Origin of the sequence: Bacteroides sp. AF39-11AC (genome assembly GCF_003474285.1) — a bacterium.
In the GTDB taxonomy this organism is placed as follows: domain Bacteria; phylum Bacteroidota; class Bacteroidia; order Bacteroidales; family Bacteroidaceae; genus Bacteroides.
In genome coordinates this window covers 130,423-149,791 of the sequence record NZ_QROH01000005.1, presented here as the reverse complement: position 1 = coordinate 149,791, position 19,369 = coordinate 130,423, and the positions used below count along the sequence as shown (strand labels likewise).

Annotated in this window: 15 protein-coding genes, 1 tRNA gene and 1 pseudogene; 10 read left to right on the top strand and 7 right to left on the bottom strand. The window is 42.5% G+C overall.

Going from position 1 to position 19,369, the window contains the following annotated elements; translation table 11 throughout:
* Window positions 1-23 precede the first annotated feature (23 nt).
* The 6 genes and pseudogenes from DW036_RS11740 to DW036_RS11715 all read left to right on the top strand — a co-directional run bounded on the left by DW036_RS11740 (window position 24) and on the right by DW036_RS11715 (window position 6,173).
* Window positions 24-533, top strand: a complete 510-nt coding sequence (locus tag DW036_RS11740; protein WP_007214052.1) for a hypothetical protein — start codon at window positions 24-26, stop codon at window positions 531-533.
* Between the two features lie 24 nt (window positions 534-557).
* On the top strand, window positions 558-953 hold the full coding sequence (locus tag DW036_RS11735; RefSeq protein ID WP_118464521.1) for a phosphoribosyltransferase: 396 nt from the start codon (window positions 558-560) through the stop codon (window positions 951-953).
* 35 nt (window positions 954-988) lie between these two features.
* Window positions 989-1,927, top strand: a pseudogene (locus tag DW036_RS11730) (DUF362 domain-containing protein); the annotation flags it as partial.
* 26 nt (window positions 1,928-1,953) lie between these two features.
* Window positions 1,954-3,471 (top strand): 4Fe-4S binding protein, encoded by a 1,518-nt coding sequence (locus DW036_RS11725; RefSeq protein ID WP_118464517.1) that lies wholly within the window; start codon window positions 1,954-1,956, stop codon window positions 3,469-3,471.
* A gap of 163 nt (window positions 3,472-3,634) precedes the next feature.
* Window positions 3,635-4,468: a patatin-like phospholipase family protein gene (locus tag DW036_RS11720; protein WP_022210100.1), complete on the top strand. Its 834-nt coding sequence runs from the start codon at window positions 3,635-3,637 to the stop codon at window positions 4,466-4,468.
* Window positions 4,469-4,475: 7 nt separating this feature from the next.
* Complete coding sequence (locus DW036_RS11715) at window positions 4,476-6,173, top strand: alpha-amylase family protein (protein WP_118464515.1); 1,698 nt, start codon at window positions 4,476-4,478, stop codon at window positions 6,171-6,173.
* An 84-nt stretch (window positions 6,174-6,257) separates the two neighbouring features.
* On the opposite strand, the gene DW036_RS11710 is transcribed toward DW036_RS11715, so the two are convergent.
* Window positions 6,258-6,494 (bottom strand): hypothetical protein, encoded by a 237-nt coding sequence (locus DW036_RS11710; RefSeq protein ID WP_118464881.1) that lies wholly within the window; start codon window positions 6,492-6,494, stop codon window positions 6,258-6,260.
* Between the two features lie 299 nt (window positions 6,495-6,793).
* Between DW036_RS11710 and DW036_RS11705 the strand changes: the two genes are divergently transcribed.
* From DW036_RS11705 to DW036_RS11695, 3 genes are read left to right on the top strand one after another with little or no spacing between them, the layout of a single operon-like run.
* Complete coding sequence (locus tag DW036_RS11705) at window positions 6,794-7,459, top strand: DUF2461 domain-containing protein (RefSeq protein ID WP_118464880.1); 666 nt, start codon at window positions 6,794-6,796, stop codon at window positions 7,457-7,459.
* 39 nt (window positions 7,460-7,498) lie between these two features.
* The gene (locus DW036_RS11700) at window positions 7,499-7,945 is read left to right on the top strand and encodes a YhcH/YjgK/YiaL family protein (RefSeq protein WP_007214042.1); all 447 of its coding nucleotides are present in this window, start codon (window positions 7,499-7,501) and stop codon (window positions 7,943-7,945) included.
* Window positions 7,946-7,974: 29 nt separating this feature from the next.
* Complete coding sequence (locus tag DW036_RS11695) at window positions 7,975-9,984, top strand: alpha amylase C-terminal domain-containing protein (protein WP_118464513.1); 2,010 nt, start codon at window positions 7,975-7,977, stop codon at window positions 9,982-9,984.
* 70 nt (window positions 9,985-10,054) lie between these two features.
* On the opposite strand, the gene DW036_RS11690 is transcribed toward DW036_RS11695, so the two are convergent.
* Complete coding sequence (locus DW036_RS11690) at window positions 10,055-10,810, bottom strand: hypothetical protein (protein WP_118464511.1); 756 nt, start codon at window positions 10,808-10,810, stop codon at window positions 10,055-10,057.
* Between the two features lie 471 nt (window positions 10,811-11,281).
* Between DW036_RS11690 and DW036_RS11685 the strand changes: the two genes are divergently transcribed.
* The gene (locus DW036_RS11685; protein WP_118464509.1) at window positions 11,282-11,908 is read left to right on the top strand and encodes a DNA-binding protein; all 627 of its coding nucleotides are present in this window, start codon (window positions 11,282-11,284) and stop codon (window positions 11,906-11,908) included.
* Between the two features lie 6 nt (window positions 11,909-11,914).
* Here DW036_RS11685 and fic read toward each other — a convergent pair whose 3' ends face one another.
* The 5 genes from fic to DW036_RS11660 form a co-directional block, all read right to left on the bottom strand.
* A complete protein-coding gene (gene fic / locus DW036_RS11680; protein ID WP_118464507.1) occupies window positions 11,915-12,463 on the bottom strand; it encodes a protein adenylyltransferase Fic in 549 nt (182 codons plus the stop codon).
* Window positions 12,464-12,568: 105 nt separating this feature from the next.
* Window positions 12,569-12,642, bottom strand: a tRNA-Arg gene (locus tag DW036_RS11675).
* A gap of 100 nt (window positions 12,643-12,742) precedes the next feature.
* A complete protein-coding gene (locus DW036_RS11670; RefSeq protein WP_118464879.1) occupies window positions 12,743-14,197 on the bottom strand; it encodes an AbgT family transporter in 1,455 nt (484 codons plus the stop codon).
* A complete protein-coding gene (locus DW036_RS11665; RefSeq protein ID WP_118464505.1) occupies window positions 14,190-14,918 on the bottom strand; it encodes a DUF5932 domain-containing protein in 729 nt (242 codons plus the stop codon). Before DW036_RS11665 ends, DW036_RS11670 begins: the two co-directional genes overlap by 8 nt.
* An 11-nt stretch (window positions 14,919-14,929) precedes the next feature.
* Complete coding sequence (locus DW036_RS11660; RefSeq protein ID WP_118464503.1) at window positions 14,930-19,276, bottom strand: DUF5113 domain-containing protein; 4,347 nt, start codon at window positions 19,274-19,276, stop codon at window positions 14,930-14,932.
* Window positions 19,277-19,369: the final 93 nt, after the last annotated feature.

Here is a 19,369-nt window from a genome sequence, read left to right as displayed (position 1 = left end):
AATTAAAATCTAATCATTGAATAATGGAAACATCCGCTAAACTCTACTCTTTGTCGTTCAGTAACGTGAAGACCTATTTGTTTGCATTCTTATTTGTTGCAGGAAACATAGCATTGCCGCAGCTTTGCCATCTGGTTCCCATGGGCGGACCGACTTTGCTGCCTATCTATTTCTTTACACTAATTGCCGCCTATAAATTCGGTTTCCGTGTAGGACTGCTTACAGCTTTACTTTCTCCGGTAATTAATCATTTACTGTTTGGCATGCCTGCCGCCGCCGCATTGCCTGTGTTGCTGATAAAATCCGGTTTGCTTGCAGGAGCCGCTGCATTTGCCGCACGATATACAAAGAAAATATCCTTAGTTGCATTGCTTGGTGTGATTCTTGCATATCAGGTGATTGGCACTGCTTTTGAATGGGCTATATGTGGTAACTTCTTCCTAGCCGTACAAGATTTCCGTATCGGTATTCCGGGCATGCTGATCCAATGGTTCGGTGGTTACGCTCTGCTGAAAGCAATTTCCAAACTTTAATAACAGACTATCTCCCATAACAATATGGCAAAAACAATGGAAGAAGTGCTGGAACGCTTCCGCACAATTGAATTCCACGATGATTTTGATATGATCGTGGCTATTGCTAATGGCGGTATCGTTCCGGCAGGTATCATCAACCAGCGATTGCAAAAAGAAGTGCATCTGCTACGTATCAATTTGCGGGATGAATACCAGCATCCGAAGTACGATGCTCCCCAGTTGCTCGCTCCGGTTGACTTTGATTTTAAAGGTAAGAGCATCTTATTGGTAGATGACCGTATTAAGACAGGGTCTACCATTCGTCTGGCGTGCGAATTACTGAAAGAGGCACGTCTGATAAAAACATTCGCAGTCAATGGTACGGCAGATTATGCTTTGTTTGACGAGACGTGTTTTAAGTTCCCGTGGATACTATGAATAATTGATAATTAATAGATTAACAATCTAAAGGGCCTATGAATAGAAGGGATTTCTTAAAGACTCTGGCGGTGACGGGTGCGGTGATGACCGTGCAACGTTCCGAAGCAATGGACATACTGGCGCAAAAGCTGACAAATGCTGGCGGTGGTAAGGTGGATCTGGTAGCTGTGATGGGTGGAGAACCGGAAGTGATGTTCCGGCGTGCTATTACAGAAATGGGGGGCATGAAACAGTTTATCAAACCGGGACAAAAGGTAGTGGTTAAACCGAATATCGGTTGGGATAAAGTACCCGAACTGGCCGGTAATACAAATCCGAAGCTGGTTGCGGAAATTGTGAAGCAGTGTCTTGCCGCAGGTGCCAAGGAGGTTACGGTTTTTGATCATACTTGCGATGACTGGCAGAAGTGCTACAAGAACAGCGGCATTGAAGAAGCTGCCAAAGCTGCGGGTGCCAAGGTTATGCCGGCTCATCTGGAAAGCTACTATAAACCAGTCTCATTGCCCAAAGGTGTACGCATGAAAAGTGCCAAGGTGCACGAAGCTATTCTGAACAGTGATGTATGGATCAATGTGCCCATCCTGAAAAACCATGGAGGCGCCAACCTGACGATTTCCATGAAGAACCACATGGGTATTGTCTGGGATCGTGGTTTCTTCCATTCCAACGACTTGCAGCAATGTATTGCCGATATCTGCACAATGGACAAGAAAGCTGTGCTGAATGTGGTGGATGCCTATCGCGTTTTGAAAACGAATGGTCCGCGCGGACGTTCTGCTTCGGATGTGGTATTGACCAAAGGACTATTTATTTCACAGGATATTGTGGCCGTAGATACGGCTGCCACCAAATTCTTTAACCAGGTTCGCGAAATGCCGCTTGAAAGCGTAGCTCACCTTGCTAACGGGCAGGCATTGAAGATTGGAACGATGGATTTGGATAAGCTGAATGTAAAGCGCATCAGGCTTTAATTCAAGCTATAAAAGTATACACACTTATGTTGAGAAAAGCACGTATTATACTGTCCGTTGTCATTTTCGGGCTGATAACTTTTTATTTTTTGGATTTTGCGGAAATATTGCCAAATAGTTTCCACAGACTGGCGCATATACAGTTTGTACCGGCATTGATGTCACTCAGTTTTATCATCCTGACAGTGCTGATACTGATTACCTTGTTATTGGGACGTATCTATTGCTCTACAATTTGCCCGATGGGTATCTTTCAGGATATAGTGACCTGGATTTCTAAAAAGACAGCTAAAAAAAAGAAACGTTTCCGCTACTCGCCTGCCAAGAATATACTCCGCTGGGGAGTATTGGGGGTGACGGCTATAGCTTTCCTTTTTGGATTTACGGTCATTTTAGGTCTGCTCGATCCTTACAGCGCTTTCGGACGTATGACGGTCAATGTGTTTAAACCTGTGTATATGTTAGGGAACAATTTGCTGGAAAGCATATTTTCAAGTTTCAATAACTATACTTTCTATCAGGTGGACGCTTCTCTTCTGAGTATCTCGTCCTTTATTATCGGACTGTTGACGTTCTTGGTGATTGGCTTTCTGGCATGGAAATACGGACGTATCTGGTGTAACACAATATGCCCGGTAGGTACGTTGCTTGGCTTTCTGAGCCGCTTCTCACTGTTTAAAGTACGTATCGATACAGAAAAATGCAATCATTGCGGACTGTGTGCTACTAAATGCAAAGCCTCATGTATTAATAGCCCGGAACAGATTATTGACTACAGTCGTTGCGTAGATTGTTTCGATTGCTTGGGTGAATGTCGCCAGAATGCACTTAGTTATACCACTCCCCTCAAAACAAAGAAACAGGTGACTGACGCTTCCAAACGCCGTTTTTTACTTGCCGGGCTGACAACTGCCGCCGCAACTCCCACAGTAATGGCACAAGCCCAGAATGTAGCGGCTGTGGCAGCCGGAATGAAAAGTGATAAACGTCAGACGCCTATAACGCCGCCGGGATCTATCAGTCTGGAGCATTTTCAGGCACATTGCACCTCGTGCCACCTGTGTGTCAGCAAATGTCCCTCTCATGTACTGAAGCCTGCTTTTATGGAGTATGGTTTAGGGGGAATGATGCAGCCGACCGTTTTCTTTGAAAAGGGTTTCTGTAATTTTGATTGTACCGTATGCGGGGATGTTTGTCCGGATGGAGCTATCCTGCCACTGACGAAAGAGCAGAAACACCTGACACAGATGGGTAAAGTTGTCTTCATCGAGGAGAACTGCATCGTCTACCGCGACGGAACCAGTTGTGGGGCTTGTTCGGAACATTGTCCTACGCAAGCTCTGTCGATGATTCCTTTCAAGGACGGATTGACAATTCCTCATATAGATACGGAAATTTGTGTAGGTTGTGGCGGTTGTGAATACGTCTGCCCTGCCCGCCCCTTCCGCGCCGTATATATCGAAGGAAATGCCGTACAGCAAGAGGCTAAACCCTTCACCGATAATCATCAGGAAGAAATTCAGGTGGATGATTTCGGCTTTTGATTAAATATTTTCCCGATTCCCACTGACGCCTGTCTTCGATTGTATAAATTGGGGGCAGGCGTTGCTTTTTCTCTATACTTAGCACATTTTTCTCCCTTTTTACTTTCAACCTACGATAAAATCACTAATTTCGTGGCGAACAAATATATGGTAGATTTTTTACATGGAGGCAACATCAAATAATTGGTTTACGAACAAATATCCTATAGGATATGCTTTGAGCGGTGGTTTTATCAAGGGTTTCGCACATCTGGGCGTGATGCAGTCATTGTTGGAACATGACATCAAACCTAATATCCTTTCGGGAGTAAGCGCAGGGGCTTTGGCAGGCGTGTTTTATGCAGACGGTAACGAACCGCATAAAGTGCTGGATTACTTCTCCGGGCATAAGTTCCAGGATCTGACCAAATTAGTCATCCCGAAAGTGGGATTGTTCGAGTTAGGCGAATTTATTGATTTCCTGAAAACCAATCTGAAAGCAAAGACGATGGAAGAATTGCAAATACCTCTCATCATCACTGCAACCGACCTCGATCACGGACGTGTGGTGCATTTCCACAAAGGGAATATTGCCGAACGTGTGGCAGCTTCCTGCTGTATGCCTGTCCTCTTCTCTCCTGTAAAAATAGAAGGAACGCATTATGTAGATGGTGGGGTGTTTATGAACTTACCTGTATCTACCATCCGACGTGTCTGCAGCAAAGTGGTGGCAGTAAATGTTAGTCCGCTACTGGCGAACAAATATAAGATGAATATTGTAAGTATTGCCATGCGTTCCTACCACTTCATGTTCCGTGCCAATACGTTCCCCGAACGGGAAAAAGCGGATTTATTAATAGAACCGTATAACCTGGATGGATACAGTAATACCGAACTGGAAAAAGCAGAAGAAATATTTATGCAGGGATACAATGCCGCTAACGCTCTTCTGGATCAATTGAAAGCGGATCAGGGAACCATCTGGAAAGATGAAAGTAATTATCAAATCATAAAATAAAAATAGAATGGGGAAAGATGAAAAAATGATTATCTATCAAGTGTTTACACGCTTGTTTGGTAACAATCATAATCACTGCATCAATAACGGAAACATAACGGAAAACGGATGCGGTAAAATGGCGGACTTTACAGCCAAGGCACTCAATGAAATAAAGAAGTTGGGAGCCACCCATATTTGGTATACCGGTATCATAGAGCATGCCACGCAAACGGATTATCGCCGTTACAACATACGCCCCGATCATCCGGCTATTGTTAAGGGGAAAGCAGGTTCTCCTTATGCCATCAAGGATTATTATGACGTGGACCCGGACTTGGCAAATGATGTACAGGAACGTATGAAGGAATTTGAAAATCTGGTACAACGTACTCATCGCAGCGGTCTGAAAGTCATTATCGATTTTGTTCCGAATCACGTTGCCCGCCAATATCATTCGGATGCACAACCTGACGGAACTTCACAGTTGGGTGCAAATGATGATCCTAATTACGCTTTCAGCCCATATAATAATTTTTACTATATTCCTCAATCCGAATTGCATGGTCAGTTTGATATGAAAGGATCGGCTGCGGAACCTTATAAAGAATGTCCTGCCAAGGCTACGGGAAACAATCGTTTCGATGCTTATCCCAATATCACCGACTGGTACGAAACCGTGAAGCTGAATTATGGAGTGGACTATCAGAATGGTGGAACCTGTCACTTCAATCCCACTCCGGACACCTGGACAAAGATGCTGGATATCCTTCTTTTCTGGGCAGACAAGAATATCGACGGCTTTCGTTGTGACATGGCGGAAATGGTTCCGGTTGAGTTCTGGGAATGGGTGATTCCGCAAGTGAAAGAGAAATATCCCGACCTGTTATTCATTGCAGAGGTTTATAATCCGGCAGAATATCAGAATTACTTATTCCGAGGAAAATTTGATTATCTATATGACAAGGTAGGGCTTTATGATACACTTCGCAATGTGATTTGCGGCTATGATTCGGCTACGGCCATTACCCGTTCCTGGCAAAGTCTGGGTGGCATCGAGAAGCGGATGCTGAATTTCCTGGAGAACCATGACGAACAGCGCATTGCTTCTGATTTCTTTGCCGGAAATCCACGTAAAGCAGTTCCGGGACTGATTGTTTCAGCTTGTATGAATACCAATCCGATGATGATTTATTTCGGGCAAGAATTCGGTGAGCTAGGCATGGATAGCGAAGGTTTCAGCGGCAGAGACGGACGTACCACTATTTTTGATTATTGGAGTGTAGATACCATTCGTCGCTGGCGGAATGGCGGAAAGTTCGATGGCAAGATGTTGACGGAAGACCAAAAACACATCTATAGTATCTACCAACGCATCCTGACGCTTTGCAACAAAGAAAAAGCAATCACTGAAGGAGAATTCTTCGATCTGATGTATGCCAACGCAAATGGCTGGCGCTTCAATGAGCATAAACAATACACATTCTTACGCAAAGCCGGAAAAGAGTTATTGTTCATTATCGTAAACTTTGACCACATTTCAGTAGATGTAGCTATCAATGTGCCTTCTCACGCCTTCGATTTCCTGCAAATACCGCAAATGGATGTTTACCCGGCAGTAGATTTGCTAACCGGAAAGACGGAAAGTATTAGTTTGCTGCCTTATAAGGCTACGGAAGTTGCTGTAGAAGGATATAGTGGAAAGATATTGAAAATCAAACTATAATAGGATTTCCGCCACAGAGCAGCACAGAGTTCCACAGAGTAATAAGGATTCTTTCGAATAAAGATAACTCTGTGGAACTCTGTGTTACTCAGTAGTACTTTCTCCTTCCAGTTTTTCCTTCAGCCTGTACAGACGCGTAATGGCCGGATTGTAAAACTCATCCGGATAATGCGCTTTGATATCGTTTATATTTGCCACCACATATTGTCTAAGATTCACAATATTTTCGGCCTCACTTAACTGTAACTCTTTGGGTAACTGCGCGTTATCAGCCCATTCCATCAGGGCATTCACACTTTCTTCATCATACTTATATTCCATCTGTTCGTATAATTTTTCTACAAAGATATAAACAAATGATAAAAACACACATACCCCTTCGAACTTTTTCTGTGGAGGCGTGTTATATTATTGTGTTTTTCATAGTATTAGATATAAGATTAATTAAAGGAGACGTACCCGCTTGTGATAAGTAAGTACATCAAAAACAGAAGCGTCTGTTTGATTGATAAATGTGTAAGGAGCATCGGTTTACCAGAGCCGATGCTTTTTTTATCCCTCTTTGTAGCATGTTAGGAAAATTATGCGTAATTTTGTCAGATAATAAGGAAAATACCAATATGAACATCCCTGTTATTTTTCAATTCTTAAAAGAAGTGTCCGCTAACAATAACCGCGAATGGTTCAATGCTCATAAGGACTTGTATGAAGAAGCCCGTGGGGAATTTGAGAACCTGTTATCGGCTATAATTACCCGTATCTCGCTTTTCGATGAAAGTATTCGTGGCGTTCAAGTCAAAGACTGTACTTACCGAATTTATCGTGATACGCGCTTTTCGCAGGACAAGACCCCGTATAAAACTCATTTGGGCGGATACATCAACGCCCGCGGTAAGAAATCAGACCACTGCGGTTACTACGTTCACATCGAACCGGGCAACTGCCTGTTGGCAGGCGGCAGCTATTGCCTGCCTCCTAAAACGCTGAAAGCCGTGCGACAGGCAGTGTATGATAACATAGACGAATTTCGCGGTATAGTTGAGAATCCGGCTTTCAAGCAATACTTTCCGGTGATAGGCGAAGACTTCCTAAAAACAGCTCCAAAAGGGTTTCCGAAGGATTTTGAATATATACAATATCTGAAGTGCAAGGAATATACCTGTTACTGCAATCAACCGGACAGCTTCTTTCTGGCATCCGATTGCGTGGATCGTACGGCGGAAATCTTTAAGCAAATGAAACCTTTTGCTGATTTCCTGAACTACACAATTGACGACTTTGAATAAAATTTGATAATAATATAACTAACTTAAAACATTAAAGCTATGGTAGTAGATAGATTAGAAAATTTAGAAAAATATGCATCGTTGAACCCCTTGTTTGCCCAAGCTATTGAATTCTTGCAATCACATGACTTGAACGCAATGGAAGTTGGCAAAACCGAACTGAAAGGTAAAGACCTGGTTGTAAACGTAGCTCAAACTACGCCTAAAGCTAAAGAACAAGCCAAACTGGAAACACACAATGAATTTATAGATATCCAGATTCCTCTCTCCGGTGCGGAAGTAATGGGCTATACTGCAGGAAAAGATTGCGTACCGGCTGATGCTCCGTACAATGCAGAGAAAGACATTACTTTCTTTGAAGGACTGGCTGAAACTTATATCACTGTAAAACCTGGAATGTTTGCTATATTCTTCCCGCAAGACGGACATGCCCCCGGCATTTCTCCCGATGGTGTGAAGAAAGTCATTGTAAAAGTGAAAGCATAATAATCCAATCAATCAAAAACTCATCCTTTATGGAAACATTGAATTTGATCAAGAACGACCCTTGGCTGGAACCTTTCGAAGATGCCATCAAAGGCCGTCATCAGCATGCATTAGACAAAGAAGCTGAACTGACGAACAAAGGGAAACAGACTTTGTCTGATTTTGCCTCGGGATATTTATATTTCGGACTTCACCGTACTGCTGATGGCTGGATTTTCCGTGAATGGGCACCCAACGCCACAGAAATATTTATTGTGGGCACATTCAATGAATGGAAAGAACTGAAGAAGTACAGTCTGAAACGTAAGGATTATGGCGTTTGGGAAATCAAACTCCCGGCAGATGCCATGAGACACGGAGACTTATACAAACTCATTGTACATTGGGAAGGCGGTTGTGGAGAACGTATTCCTGCCTGGGCAACACGGGTGGTACAAGATGAACAAACCAAAATTTTCAGTGCGCAGGTCTGGGCACCGGAAAAGCCATATAAAGTAAAGAAGCGTACATTTAAACCTAATACGGACCCTTTGCTTATATACGAATGCCATATCGGTATGGCGCAGCAGGAAGAAAAAGTAGGAACCTATAATGAGTTCCGTGAAAAAACTCTTCCACGCATTGCCAAAGCCGGATACAATTGCATTCAAATCATGGCAATTCAGGAACATCCCTACTACGGTAGTTTCGGTTACCATGTATCCAGTTTCTTTGCCGCTTCTTCCCGTTTCGGTACTCCGGAAGAGCTTAAGGAGTTGATCGATACTGCACACGGATTGGGCATTGCAGTGATTATGGACATCGTTCATTCTCATGCAGTAAAGAATGAAGTGGAAGGGTTGGGCAATTTTGCTGGTGACCCTAATCAGTATTTCTATCCCGGCGCACGCCGTGAACATCCGGCTTGGGACTCGCTTTGTTTTGACTATGGAAAGAATGAGGTTATCCATTTCCTTCTCTCCAACTGTAAGTACTGGCTTGAAGAATACGGATTCGACGGTTTCCGCTTTGATGGTGTAACATCTATGCTCTATTACAGTCACGGACTGGGTGAAGCCTTCTGTAACTATGGAGACTATTTCAATGGTTATCAGGATGACAATGCCATCTGTTACCTGACTCTTGCCAACAAACTTATCCACGAAGTAAATTCCAAGGCTATAACGATCGCCGAAGAAGTATCGGGAATGCCCGGCTTGGCCGCTAAAGTTGAAGACGGTGGCTATGGTTTCGACTACCGTATGGCAATGAATATCCCTGATTATTGGATCAAGACCATCAAGGAAAAAATAGACGAAGACTGGAAACCGTCCAGCATGTTCTGGGAAGTAACCAATCGTCGTAAAGATGAAAAGACTATATCTTATGCCGAAAGCCATGACCAGGCATTAGTGGGCGATAAGACGATTATCTTCCGTCTGATAGATGCCGATATGTACTGGCATATGCAGAAGGGCGATGAAAACTATACAGTGAATCGTGGCATTGCCCTCCACAAGATGATATGCCTGCTGACTTCAAGTACGATCAATGGTGGTTACCTTAACTTTATGGGCAACGAATTCGGTCATCCCGAATGGATTGACTTTCCACGCGAAGGTAATGGATGGTCATGCAAGTACGCCCGCCGCCAGTGGGATCTGGTAGATAACAAGAATCTTACCTATCACTATATGGCAGACTTTGATGCTGATATGCTCAAAATGATTAAAAGCGTAAAAGCTTTCCAGGCAACACCTGTTCAGGAAATCTGGCACAATGATGGCGATCAGGTATTGGCATACATGCGAAAAGATTATATCTTTGTGTTCAACTTCAATCCGAAACAGTCATTTACCGATTATGGCTTCCTGGTTTCTCCGGGAACGTATGAAGTAGTATTGAATACGGATAATCCGGCCTATGGCGGTAATGGATTTGCTGATGACACCGTGAAACATTTCACTATTGCCGATCCTCTTTATGAAAAAGAGAAGAAGGAATGGTTAAAGTTATATATTCCTGCCCGTACAGCAGTAGTATTGAAGAGAACGAAATAAGTGATATATTATAAAAAAAAGCCGTGTCGGGAAATTCCGACACGGCTTTTTTTATTCATTTTCTGATAGTTTACTTCAATTGTGCTTCAATTTGCGGCAATAATTTCTTAATATTATCTATCATACTTTTTTCACGAGGTTTGTCTGCCGAGAGTAAAGGGAGTGCAGTTTCCAGATACGTTTTAGCATTCTGGAAGTTTTTGTCAGCGATTTCTTTCTGTGCATCATACTTAGCTTTATCAGAATTAGCTAATGGTGCTGCATTCTTCAGAACTAAAGCTGCCTTATTATAAGAAAGCGTACCCAAACTGTACAATGCGTTGGTGTTCTTTTCATCGTCAGCCAATACTTGTTTGAATGCTTCTTCAGCATCATCCAGTTTATTAGCCTTTTGTGCCTTGATACCGGCATTCAGATAATAATTAGCATGAAGTCTTTTCAGTGTCTTGTTTTCCGGAGCTGCTTCTATACCCTCTTTCAGGGTAGCAAGATACTCACTGTCTTTTTTCAAATCTTTCAATGCACCGGCTTTACCTACATATGCATTTCCCAGATTGTATTTCTTTTGAATAGCAATATCAAAGTACTTGAGAGCTTCATCCGGTTTTTTGATTTTATCGGCACAAACGCCGCAGTTGTAAGCGATAACAGAGTCCTGATTGTTTGTCTGTGTCAGGTAGGTACTGAATTTTGTAAATGCTTCCTGGTAATTTTTGGCTTCGAGTGCTGCCTTTCCTTCGTTAATTAGATTTCCAGGTTCCGTTGTTTGTGCAAAAAAGTTAGTTGCTGCACAACAAAGTGCAATGGATAACAAAAATTTTTTCATGTGCTTTAATTTTTAAAAGTTGATATCCCAAAATTAGTGTTCATAGCTATAGAAGCAAAACCATTTTAACTTTTTTGTAGTTTTTAGGACAGCTGTAACAAATGTTATTTTACGTAAATTTCAAGAGGAACTGAATGTTAAACACTGTCATTTCAGGCTGTACTATACACCACCGGTTACTCTTCAGATAAATATTTTTAAAGAATTAACTCGAAACTATCTACAATTTAATTGCTTTTATCCAATAAACTAAATACCTTTACTGCATAAATGAAATAGGATGTTTATAAACAGCTGATAGGTTGGTAACAAACAACTTATTGGCTGATTATAAGCATTCAATAAGTCTGATATAATCAACTGACTACATTTATTAATAAAAAGGAATTGGTTATCGCGCTGTATGAAGTTAATTTATGTACCATCCTAATTTAATTTCACCAGTAAAAGAATATCTAAATAAAGCAACTCATGGCATTTTATGATCTGAAAAAGAAACCCGCCCTCACAACAAAAGAGGGTGAAAAGGAAACACTCTACCCGAGCATAGTATATAGCGGCACACTCTCTGCACGCAAATTACTGGAAAGGGCCTCGTATGGAACCGGCTACACTGTAGGTGAATTGGAGGGAGCACTAAGTATAATTATGGATACAACTGCACGCTACATCGGTGAAGGATACCGTGTAGAACTTGGTGAATTCGGTTACTTTGCCGGAAAAATTAAGGCATCACGCATGGTAGCTAAGAAAACAGATATCCGTGCTGCTTCCATTCGTTTCAATGGGGTAAGCTTCAGAGCTTCAAAACAATTCAAAATGAAGTCGGCAGGCGAATTAGAACGTGTACCTGAACGTGCTTTTCGCACTTCCAGCCAGTTAAATATAGAAGAACTGGAAAGGCGAATGATGATGCATCTGGAACAAAATGGTTTTATCACACGATCCATCTATACAAGTTTAACCGGACGCCTGAAGTGGAAGGCCACAGAGGACTTGAAAATATTCGTGGAAAAAGGATTAATACGAAAGATGGGCAGAGGGAATCAGATGTATTATGTGAAGGTAGAAGGCAGTTGTACAAACAATCTACCTTGAATTGGGCTATGGCTCATAGCCTTCATAATAATAAGATTGAGTAATCCCTTTGAATATTACTTCCCGGTCATCTACCTGATCGGTGAGTGCTTGATACAGTAAAGTACGCAGTTCCAAGTCATTAATCGGGCTTCGATCCATCGCTTGCAAATACAGATACTTATCCACATTCCGCCAATCAACAACTCTTTTAAGATTCTTTTTTAATATCATATCGAGCCAAATGCGCATAGTCCTTCCATTTCCCTCCATAAAAGGATGGGCTATGTTCATTTCAACATATTTTGCGATTATTTCATCGAATGTCGTTTCGGGCATTTTTTCTATTACAGGTAATATGACATCAAGATACATGCAGTTGGCAAAACGAAAGTTTCCCTTTGCTATATTTAGAGTACGCACCTTTCCAGAGAATTCATACAAACCGTCAAACAAATAGCAGTGTATATCGCATAATCCTTTTACCGTCCCTATTTCGATACGACTTATATCACCAGTATCAAACAGAGCATGGGCTTTTACGAGGCTCAACTTATCTATTTCGTTAGTATTCATACGCCGGGCATTGAAATTATGACGTACGCAGTATGAAGAACTGATTACGTTTAAAACAAAAAAACCGCAAAAGCCCTATTATAAACTATTTGCGGTTTTATTATGTGATTCCGTTGCGATTCGAACGCAAGACCCACGCCTTAGAAGGGCGTTGCTCTATCCAGCTGAGCTACGGAACCATCCTTAATTGCGGTGCAAAGGTACGCTTTTCTGTGAAATTTGCAAAGATTTTACGCAGAAAATATTTTGTAAATAGCTGCTTTTATATCCGAGTAGATGTTATAATCCTAATGGTAAACCAGTTACATACCATAAAATAAATAACAAAGTCCAGGCTAATAATATATATAGAGAGTATCTCCATGTATATTTCAGCAACGAACCATAGGTCGCTTGCTTATCATATTGCTGCATGTAAGTAAGGATAAGAGGCATGTAGAACATAAAAGGAGTGATGGCATTGGTGGCACTGTCACCAATACGAAAGGCGCATTGTACCATATCCGGAGAAATCCCCATATTGGCAAAGAATGGAACAAAGATGAAGGACATGAAAGTCCACTTGGCAGTGGCAGAGACCATAATAAGGTTCACAAGTGCTGTAAAGAGAATAAATAGAATGAGTATCCATAAACTCCCAAGATGAATAGACGAAAGCATGTCCGCTCCCATAATGGCTATACATTTATCCAAATGAGAATACTCGAAACACGCAAACATCTGAGCAGCAAAGAAAGCGATGACAAAGTAAACACCCAACAATTTCATAGGTTGAGTAAGCCCCTCAATCACATCTCCATCTGTACGATAACGACCGGAAGCAAAGCCGTAAACCATCCCCATAAGTCCGATACCAAAAGAAAGCAAAAACAGAATGCCCTCTATAAAAGGAGAACGGATCAGACCACCATTCACACTACGCAAAATACCCCATGAAGAGAAAGTAGCCCAAAGAATCACGGTTGTATAAATCACCCCGATAGATACTGCACCTATCATAGCACGACGCTCTTTGCGGGATAATTGCTTATAACCATTGAAACGAATATGACCAACATATTCGCCCAAAGCTGGTAGAAGATTGCGGCGGGTTACCTGATAAATAATAAAAGCAAGCAAGAAAGTGGATGCAAACAAGAAATAGTAATTGCATAACGGTCCTGTATTTCCAGGTGATACATTTGCCATATCCGCAGCTTCCTGGGTACTGGCAGCAAGCATAGGGTCCAAGGTACTCAGCATCAGGTTAGCGCTATACCCGCACGAAACAGAAACGTATGCCGTGATAATGCCTGCAACCGGATGCAGCCCAACCGAATGGAACAAGGTCGCTGCTATTGGCAATAGGATTATGTACCCTGCATCCCCTACTACATTAGAAAGTAATCCCAAGAAGATAACCAGTATCACCATGCGCCATGGATTATGCTTACGACGTGCCCCACCGCGGATGCAAGCATCTATAAAACCCGAGTGTTGTGCCACCCCGATACCAAACATAGCCACAATCACTAATCCCAGCGGAGCAAACCCCGTGAAATTAGTAACCACATGCCGCAACAGCCAACGAATACCTTCCGGACTAAGCAAACTTTGTACCCGTATCTCCTCTCCTGTTTGCGGTTGAAACACGCTCAGGCCGTAAATGTCAAATATCCATGATAGGACAATGACAGCCAGCGTCAACAAGAGAAACATTGTTGCCGGATGCGGTAAACGCCATTTGCTATTCATCATCTGCTTCCAGATTATCTATATCAAGAATACGGAGTTCCAGAGCACGCACAACCAGGCGGGTTGCATTCACTCCTACCCGCTCTCCTTGTGGAAACAGACGGTTTACCAAATCATTCTGACGCTTTTCCAGGGATTTGACTCCAAAAGGCATACCTTTCAGGTTGGCAATCATATCTTTGGTATACCCCAGTGCCAGATGACGTAGGAAACGTTCGTCATACTCATCGATATCATAACTGATAACCGCTTCCTGACGTTTGGCATCATTCGCAACAGATTGTTTGAAACGGTCTACAATCTTTTCCAGAATGGGGTAATTGAAAACCAGTTTCTTTCCATCCATTACTGCCTGTACATCTGTTTTCGTAAGCAACTCACCTGTTTTCAAAATAATGCCGTCAGCACCCGCATTCATAACATCCACCCAAAGCTTTTCATTCAGAATTTCCCCGGTAAATATGAGTACGTGTACTCCCGGATAGCGCTTAAAGATATTCCGGCAGATATCCACACCAATGGTAGTAGAACCACCCAAGCCTAAATCCAGCAATACCAAGTCGGGGACTCCGGCTTCCATCAATGTCCAGAATTCGCTTTCGGTCATGGCCGTACCGATAACTTCTGCATTGGGTATTTCATGGCGGAAGATTTCTTCCGTTCCTTTCAGTTCAAGCTTGACGTCTTCTACAATAATTACTTTGAATTTCTTGTCTTCCATATTCTTTAATTTTATTTTCTTCTCGGTATCGTGAAATAAACAGTAAATCCACCATTCTCAGCCGGTTCAGCATTGATGCGACAGCCACGTTTTCCGGCAAACTCGTCATGGTCGCGAATAATCTGCTTGCAGACGAGATACTCCGTACCTCGCAACTCTCCTTTCTCTCCTGTTGCCGTCATACGTTCCAGGTTTGGATAGAAAAGTTGATTTAACTCCTCACGGGTTTTCGTCCTTCGCATATCCGTAAAAAGGAAACGAATATATTCTCCGTCTACTGCTGCTGCCAAATGTATTTTTCCATCCAGAGGGACGGACAAAGCTTCGTCTATCAGATTCTCCAATAAGAAGCGAAGTTGGATAAAATCTCCGACCACTCTTTCATCAATAGCTCTTGTAGAGAAAGATACAGCAAACCCTTTTCCCTTATTCGCTTTACGGAAATACTTTTCTGCTAAAACAAACAACTCCGGTACGGAAATCATCCCGCGACGGAATGTAACTTCTTCCAACTGGCGCGATGCACACGAACTCAATATGGTAAATATACCTTTATAATATTCTATCAATTCGCTGATAGCTGAAACCGTCTCTTTTTCTTCCGTTTCAGAGAGAATACCTGAACGGAGTTTACCAATGAGTTGCTTGATTTTGTTCGGATAATAAATCGTCTCATGCTTGATGGTGGAAAGACAATTATCAAGCACCATATTCTGCACATGCAACATACCGTCCTCCCATGACGCCCGGTGTGCTTCTTCATGCGCCGCTTCAATGTCGCGGTATTTTGTAGCCAGTTTCACAACTGCATTGAAGACCACAATCGCTATATACCGCGCAATCAATTCCAACAATAAATGAGCCGTCTCCTGATCGGCACTCTCCTGCCGCTCAAGATATAACACACCTACACAACGCGAATCACCCGCAGCATCCACCACCAAAGGTAAGGCTTCAAATCCCGGTGCGGACAGTTGAGTGTGCTCCTCAAAACAACGCTGAACTACTTCCTTCCAAAGTTCATCTTCTGCCGTAGATAATCCACTATCTCCCGCAGAGGACAACTCATTTTCTATAGAATTTGATGCATATTCCAGTTGATGCGTCGTTTCATTATAAACGGCAATTCCCAACCGATCAATGCTTAGCAACTCATTTACAGCATCGAAACCTTCGTCAACAATACGTTGAGGAATAGCTTTCAGGGTGTCTTCTTCCCGTTGCAAAGCCTCTTCTGTTTCGGGAACTTGTATCAGGGAGGCAGCAAATATCTGTCTATTGATTTCCAAAACCTGTTCCAGATTCCAACGGTTTACAAGGCGTTTACGAATATACAGGATGTAATAACCTAAGAGCAACATAGCTATAAGTCCGATAAACAAGATAACACCCACCATCTTATTATTGGTAGAACGTTCCAGTCGACGACAATATTCCTCCAAAGACTGGTCTTCACCCAGCAATTTGTACAAGGTTGTATAGGCGGCATTATTATAACTGTACGCATCCCATTGTTTCAATGCCAAAAAAGCGACAGCCGCTTCATTCCGAATATCCAGTATGACATGAAAGTCCGAATTGAAAAGTTCATTCCACCAGGATAATTCACCCGGTTCTCCCTCTCCTCTCAATGACATATAGCGCTGCGGATCCTGAGCGTACCTTTTATAATGCGCATTCAGGCAAGACATGGCAGAATCGGCATATTCCAAAGCCTGTTCAAAATCACCCTCCACATTACTATAATAGGCATTATTGGCATAGTCGGACGCCTCGTTCAGCAGGGCTTCAAACTCATTTTCCGCAGCTAACGACAAAGAGTCCTGAGTGGTTTGCGCGTAGATTTCATCCGGTTGCATCACCGCTTCCTCCACTGCTTTATTGCACGAACTCATGCCTATAGAAAAGAATATGCACAGAAATACCATCAAAGTTTTACGCACTCCTGTAGGCAGGCGGAAATAGAAACGGCTACCCTTCCCTAAAGTACTTTCTACATTGAATAAACAGACTTTGAAGACTTCGTTCGTCTTCCGGTATTTCTCAATGATACCTTTACAATTCATCAGGCCGAAGCCGCTTCCTTTGTTTTTCAACAGTTCTTCCCGGTCAGCAGCATCCAGTATGCCTATTTCCTGTGAATTATACAATTTCTCACCGACAATACGTGTCACATCTTCTTCTGAAAGGCCATAACCGGTATCCTCTACTGATATTTCCACATATTCTTCTGTCAGATTTGCATAGACTTTTACCTTACCTCCCTTTGGAGTATATTTACGGGCATTTTCCGCAAGCGTGTTTATCATGAACAGTGTCAATGCCTTGTCAGCTTTCACATAGGTATCCGTTGGCGTCACTTCCAGTTGTTGCTGTTTCATTTCGAAGGCACGGCTTCCTTTCCGTATCAGATCGAAAAGCTCGTTCAATCCGAATGTCTCTACATTCAAGCTCAGGCTACCCTGTTTCATTTTAATCCATAAAGCAAGGATATCATTGTATTCATTGATGGTTGTCACCAATTCGTCCATATATTGATACTTCTCGGCTTTGATGCGTTCGTCATGGATAAAACCTTTTTCCGTCAGTTTATGCACTTCATTTATGATACGGTCTATATACGGATGAATACCGTTAACAATGGCCATACACGCTTTCTTTATGAGATTCTGACGTTTATTTCCGGCTATATGCTGTTCGTACACGTACCGTTCTTTCTCCAACCGGCGGCGTTCATCACCCAGCGAAATGGAAGTCATACCATTATCAAGCGCCCATGTAATATAAGGAGCAATCACATGTAATATTGCCTTCTCATCCTTCGTTAGACGTTTGGGTAATACCAACTGCCCATCTTCTATCCGAATGTCTTTTACACTGAAAAGTTCCTCTATATCTGTCTGCACAGCAGAAAGAATAGCATCTACAATTTCTTCTTCCGTCTGCGCGTCCGTGGGAATAGAAGCGGTTATTTTCTGACAAATGTCCAACATCTGCCTCAAACGGTGCAAATGAACATGATTACGTTCTTTAGACCGCTTATTGAATATCCAAAAGAATAAAACCACCAGTATGAAACCGACAATCACAAAGAAGAGTAAAATATTGAGTTGCCGGGCTTCACTTTCCAAGGCTTGGTAGCGGCTTTCCAACTCCTTATCCTGACGGGTATCTTCCAAAATGTCCAGATAGATATTACGATTATAATCGGAGTGTTGCTTCATTTCCAATCCGGCATACGTAACGCTCAATTGTTCGCGGATGCGTGAAATCCATTCCGGAACGGTCCGTAACTTACGCTCTATCCATGCTTTTTCTGAAGAAATGGTATCCCGTATATCATAGGTTTTCAGCCAGTCCAAGCTATCGTGGCAATCATAAAAACGGCGATGATGGTTGTTCACGCACTCCAAGGCAAGCGTCAATGTATCCAATGCTTCGGCGTAGTTATCATGCGCATTCAGATACTTACCGATAGAAACATAGGCACCGGCAATCTGATACACATCATTATATTGCTTGAATTTCTTCAAAGCCAATTGTCCTAAACGCATGGGTAATAAAGAATCCACGGGTACATCAAACTGTTTCAACGCATGAGAACGCCTGACCTGAAAAAAGTCATAATTATCGGGAGATGCCATCAGGTTAGCAAGCCCCTGCACTCCATTACCTTCAAAATATAAATATCCACCGCGGGACGCCATTTTCCAGGTTGTATACAACTCGTCGAATTCACGCAAACGACGTTCGTCCGCCGTTTCGCCATCACAAAGTGCCGCCGATCCCTTTATATAATGATAATACAATAACTGGTTCGTATCTGCCGCAAGTTCTTCCTGCGGATATATTTCGTTGATGGAAGCCACCGCTTCCGGGCGTTGTTGCAGATAGTAATAATACACAGCTGAAACAATATAAAATTCGGAACGTGCATAGTTCAGTCTCAACCGTTCGTGCTTATCTACGAAGAGCTTGTTATCTTCATCTATTCGTTTCATGCGACGGAGGGCACTGTTCCGATAGTCATAAAATTCTTTGTTCATGGCTGTCCGCTGATAGATTTTCATCAATCCGATATCAGCAACCAGCAGTTCCAGTTCATTTTTCGTCAGACTATACACATCTTTATGAAACTTCTCCGCTTTCTCAAAATCCATGCGCATAAAAGCACAAAAACCCAGATTGTTGGATGCTTCCGCCTTCCCCTGGCTATACAAATTTACTTTTCCATAAGCTTGTGTGGCAGCATGACAAGAAGAGTCCAGGTCTTTATATCGATAAGAATAAGCTACTTGGTTGAGCGAATCGATAAGATGTACTTCCTTGGTGGGAGCAGTACCCACACAAGAAATCATTACTATGCAAAAACACAGTAAGCCCACCAATCGTATATGAGGAAACCGTTTCACTTAGCAAAGCTACAAATAAATCCGGGAAAGAAAAAAGAT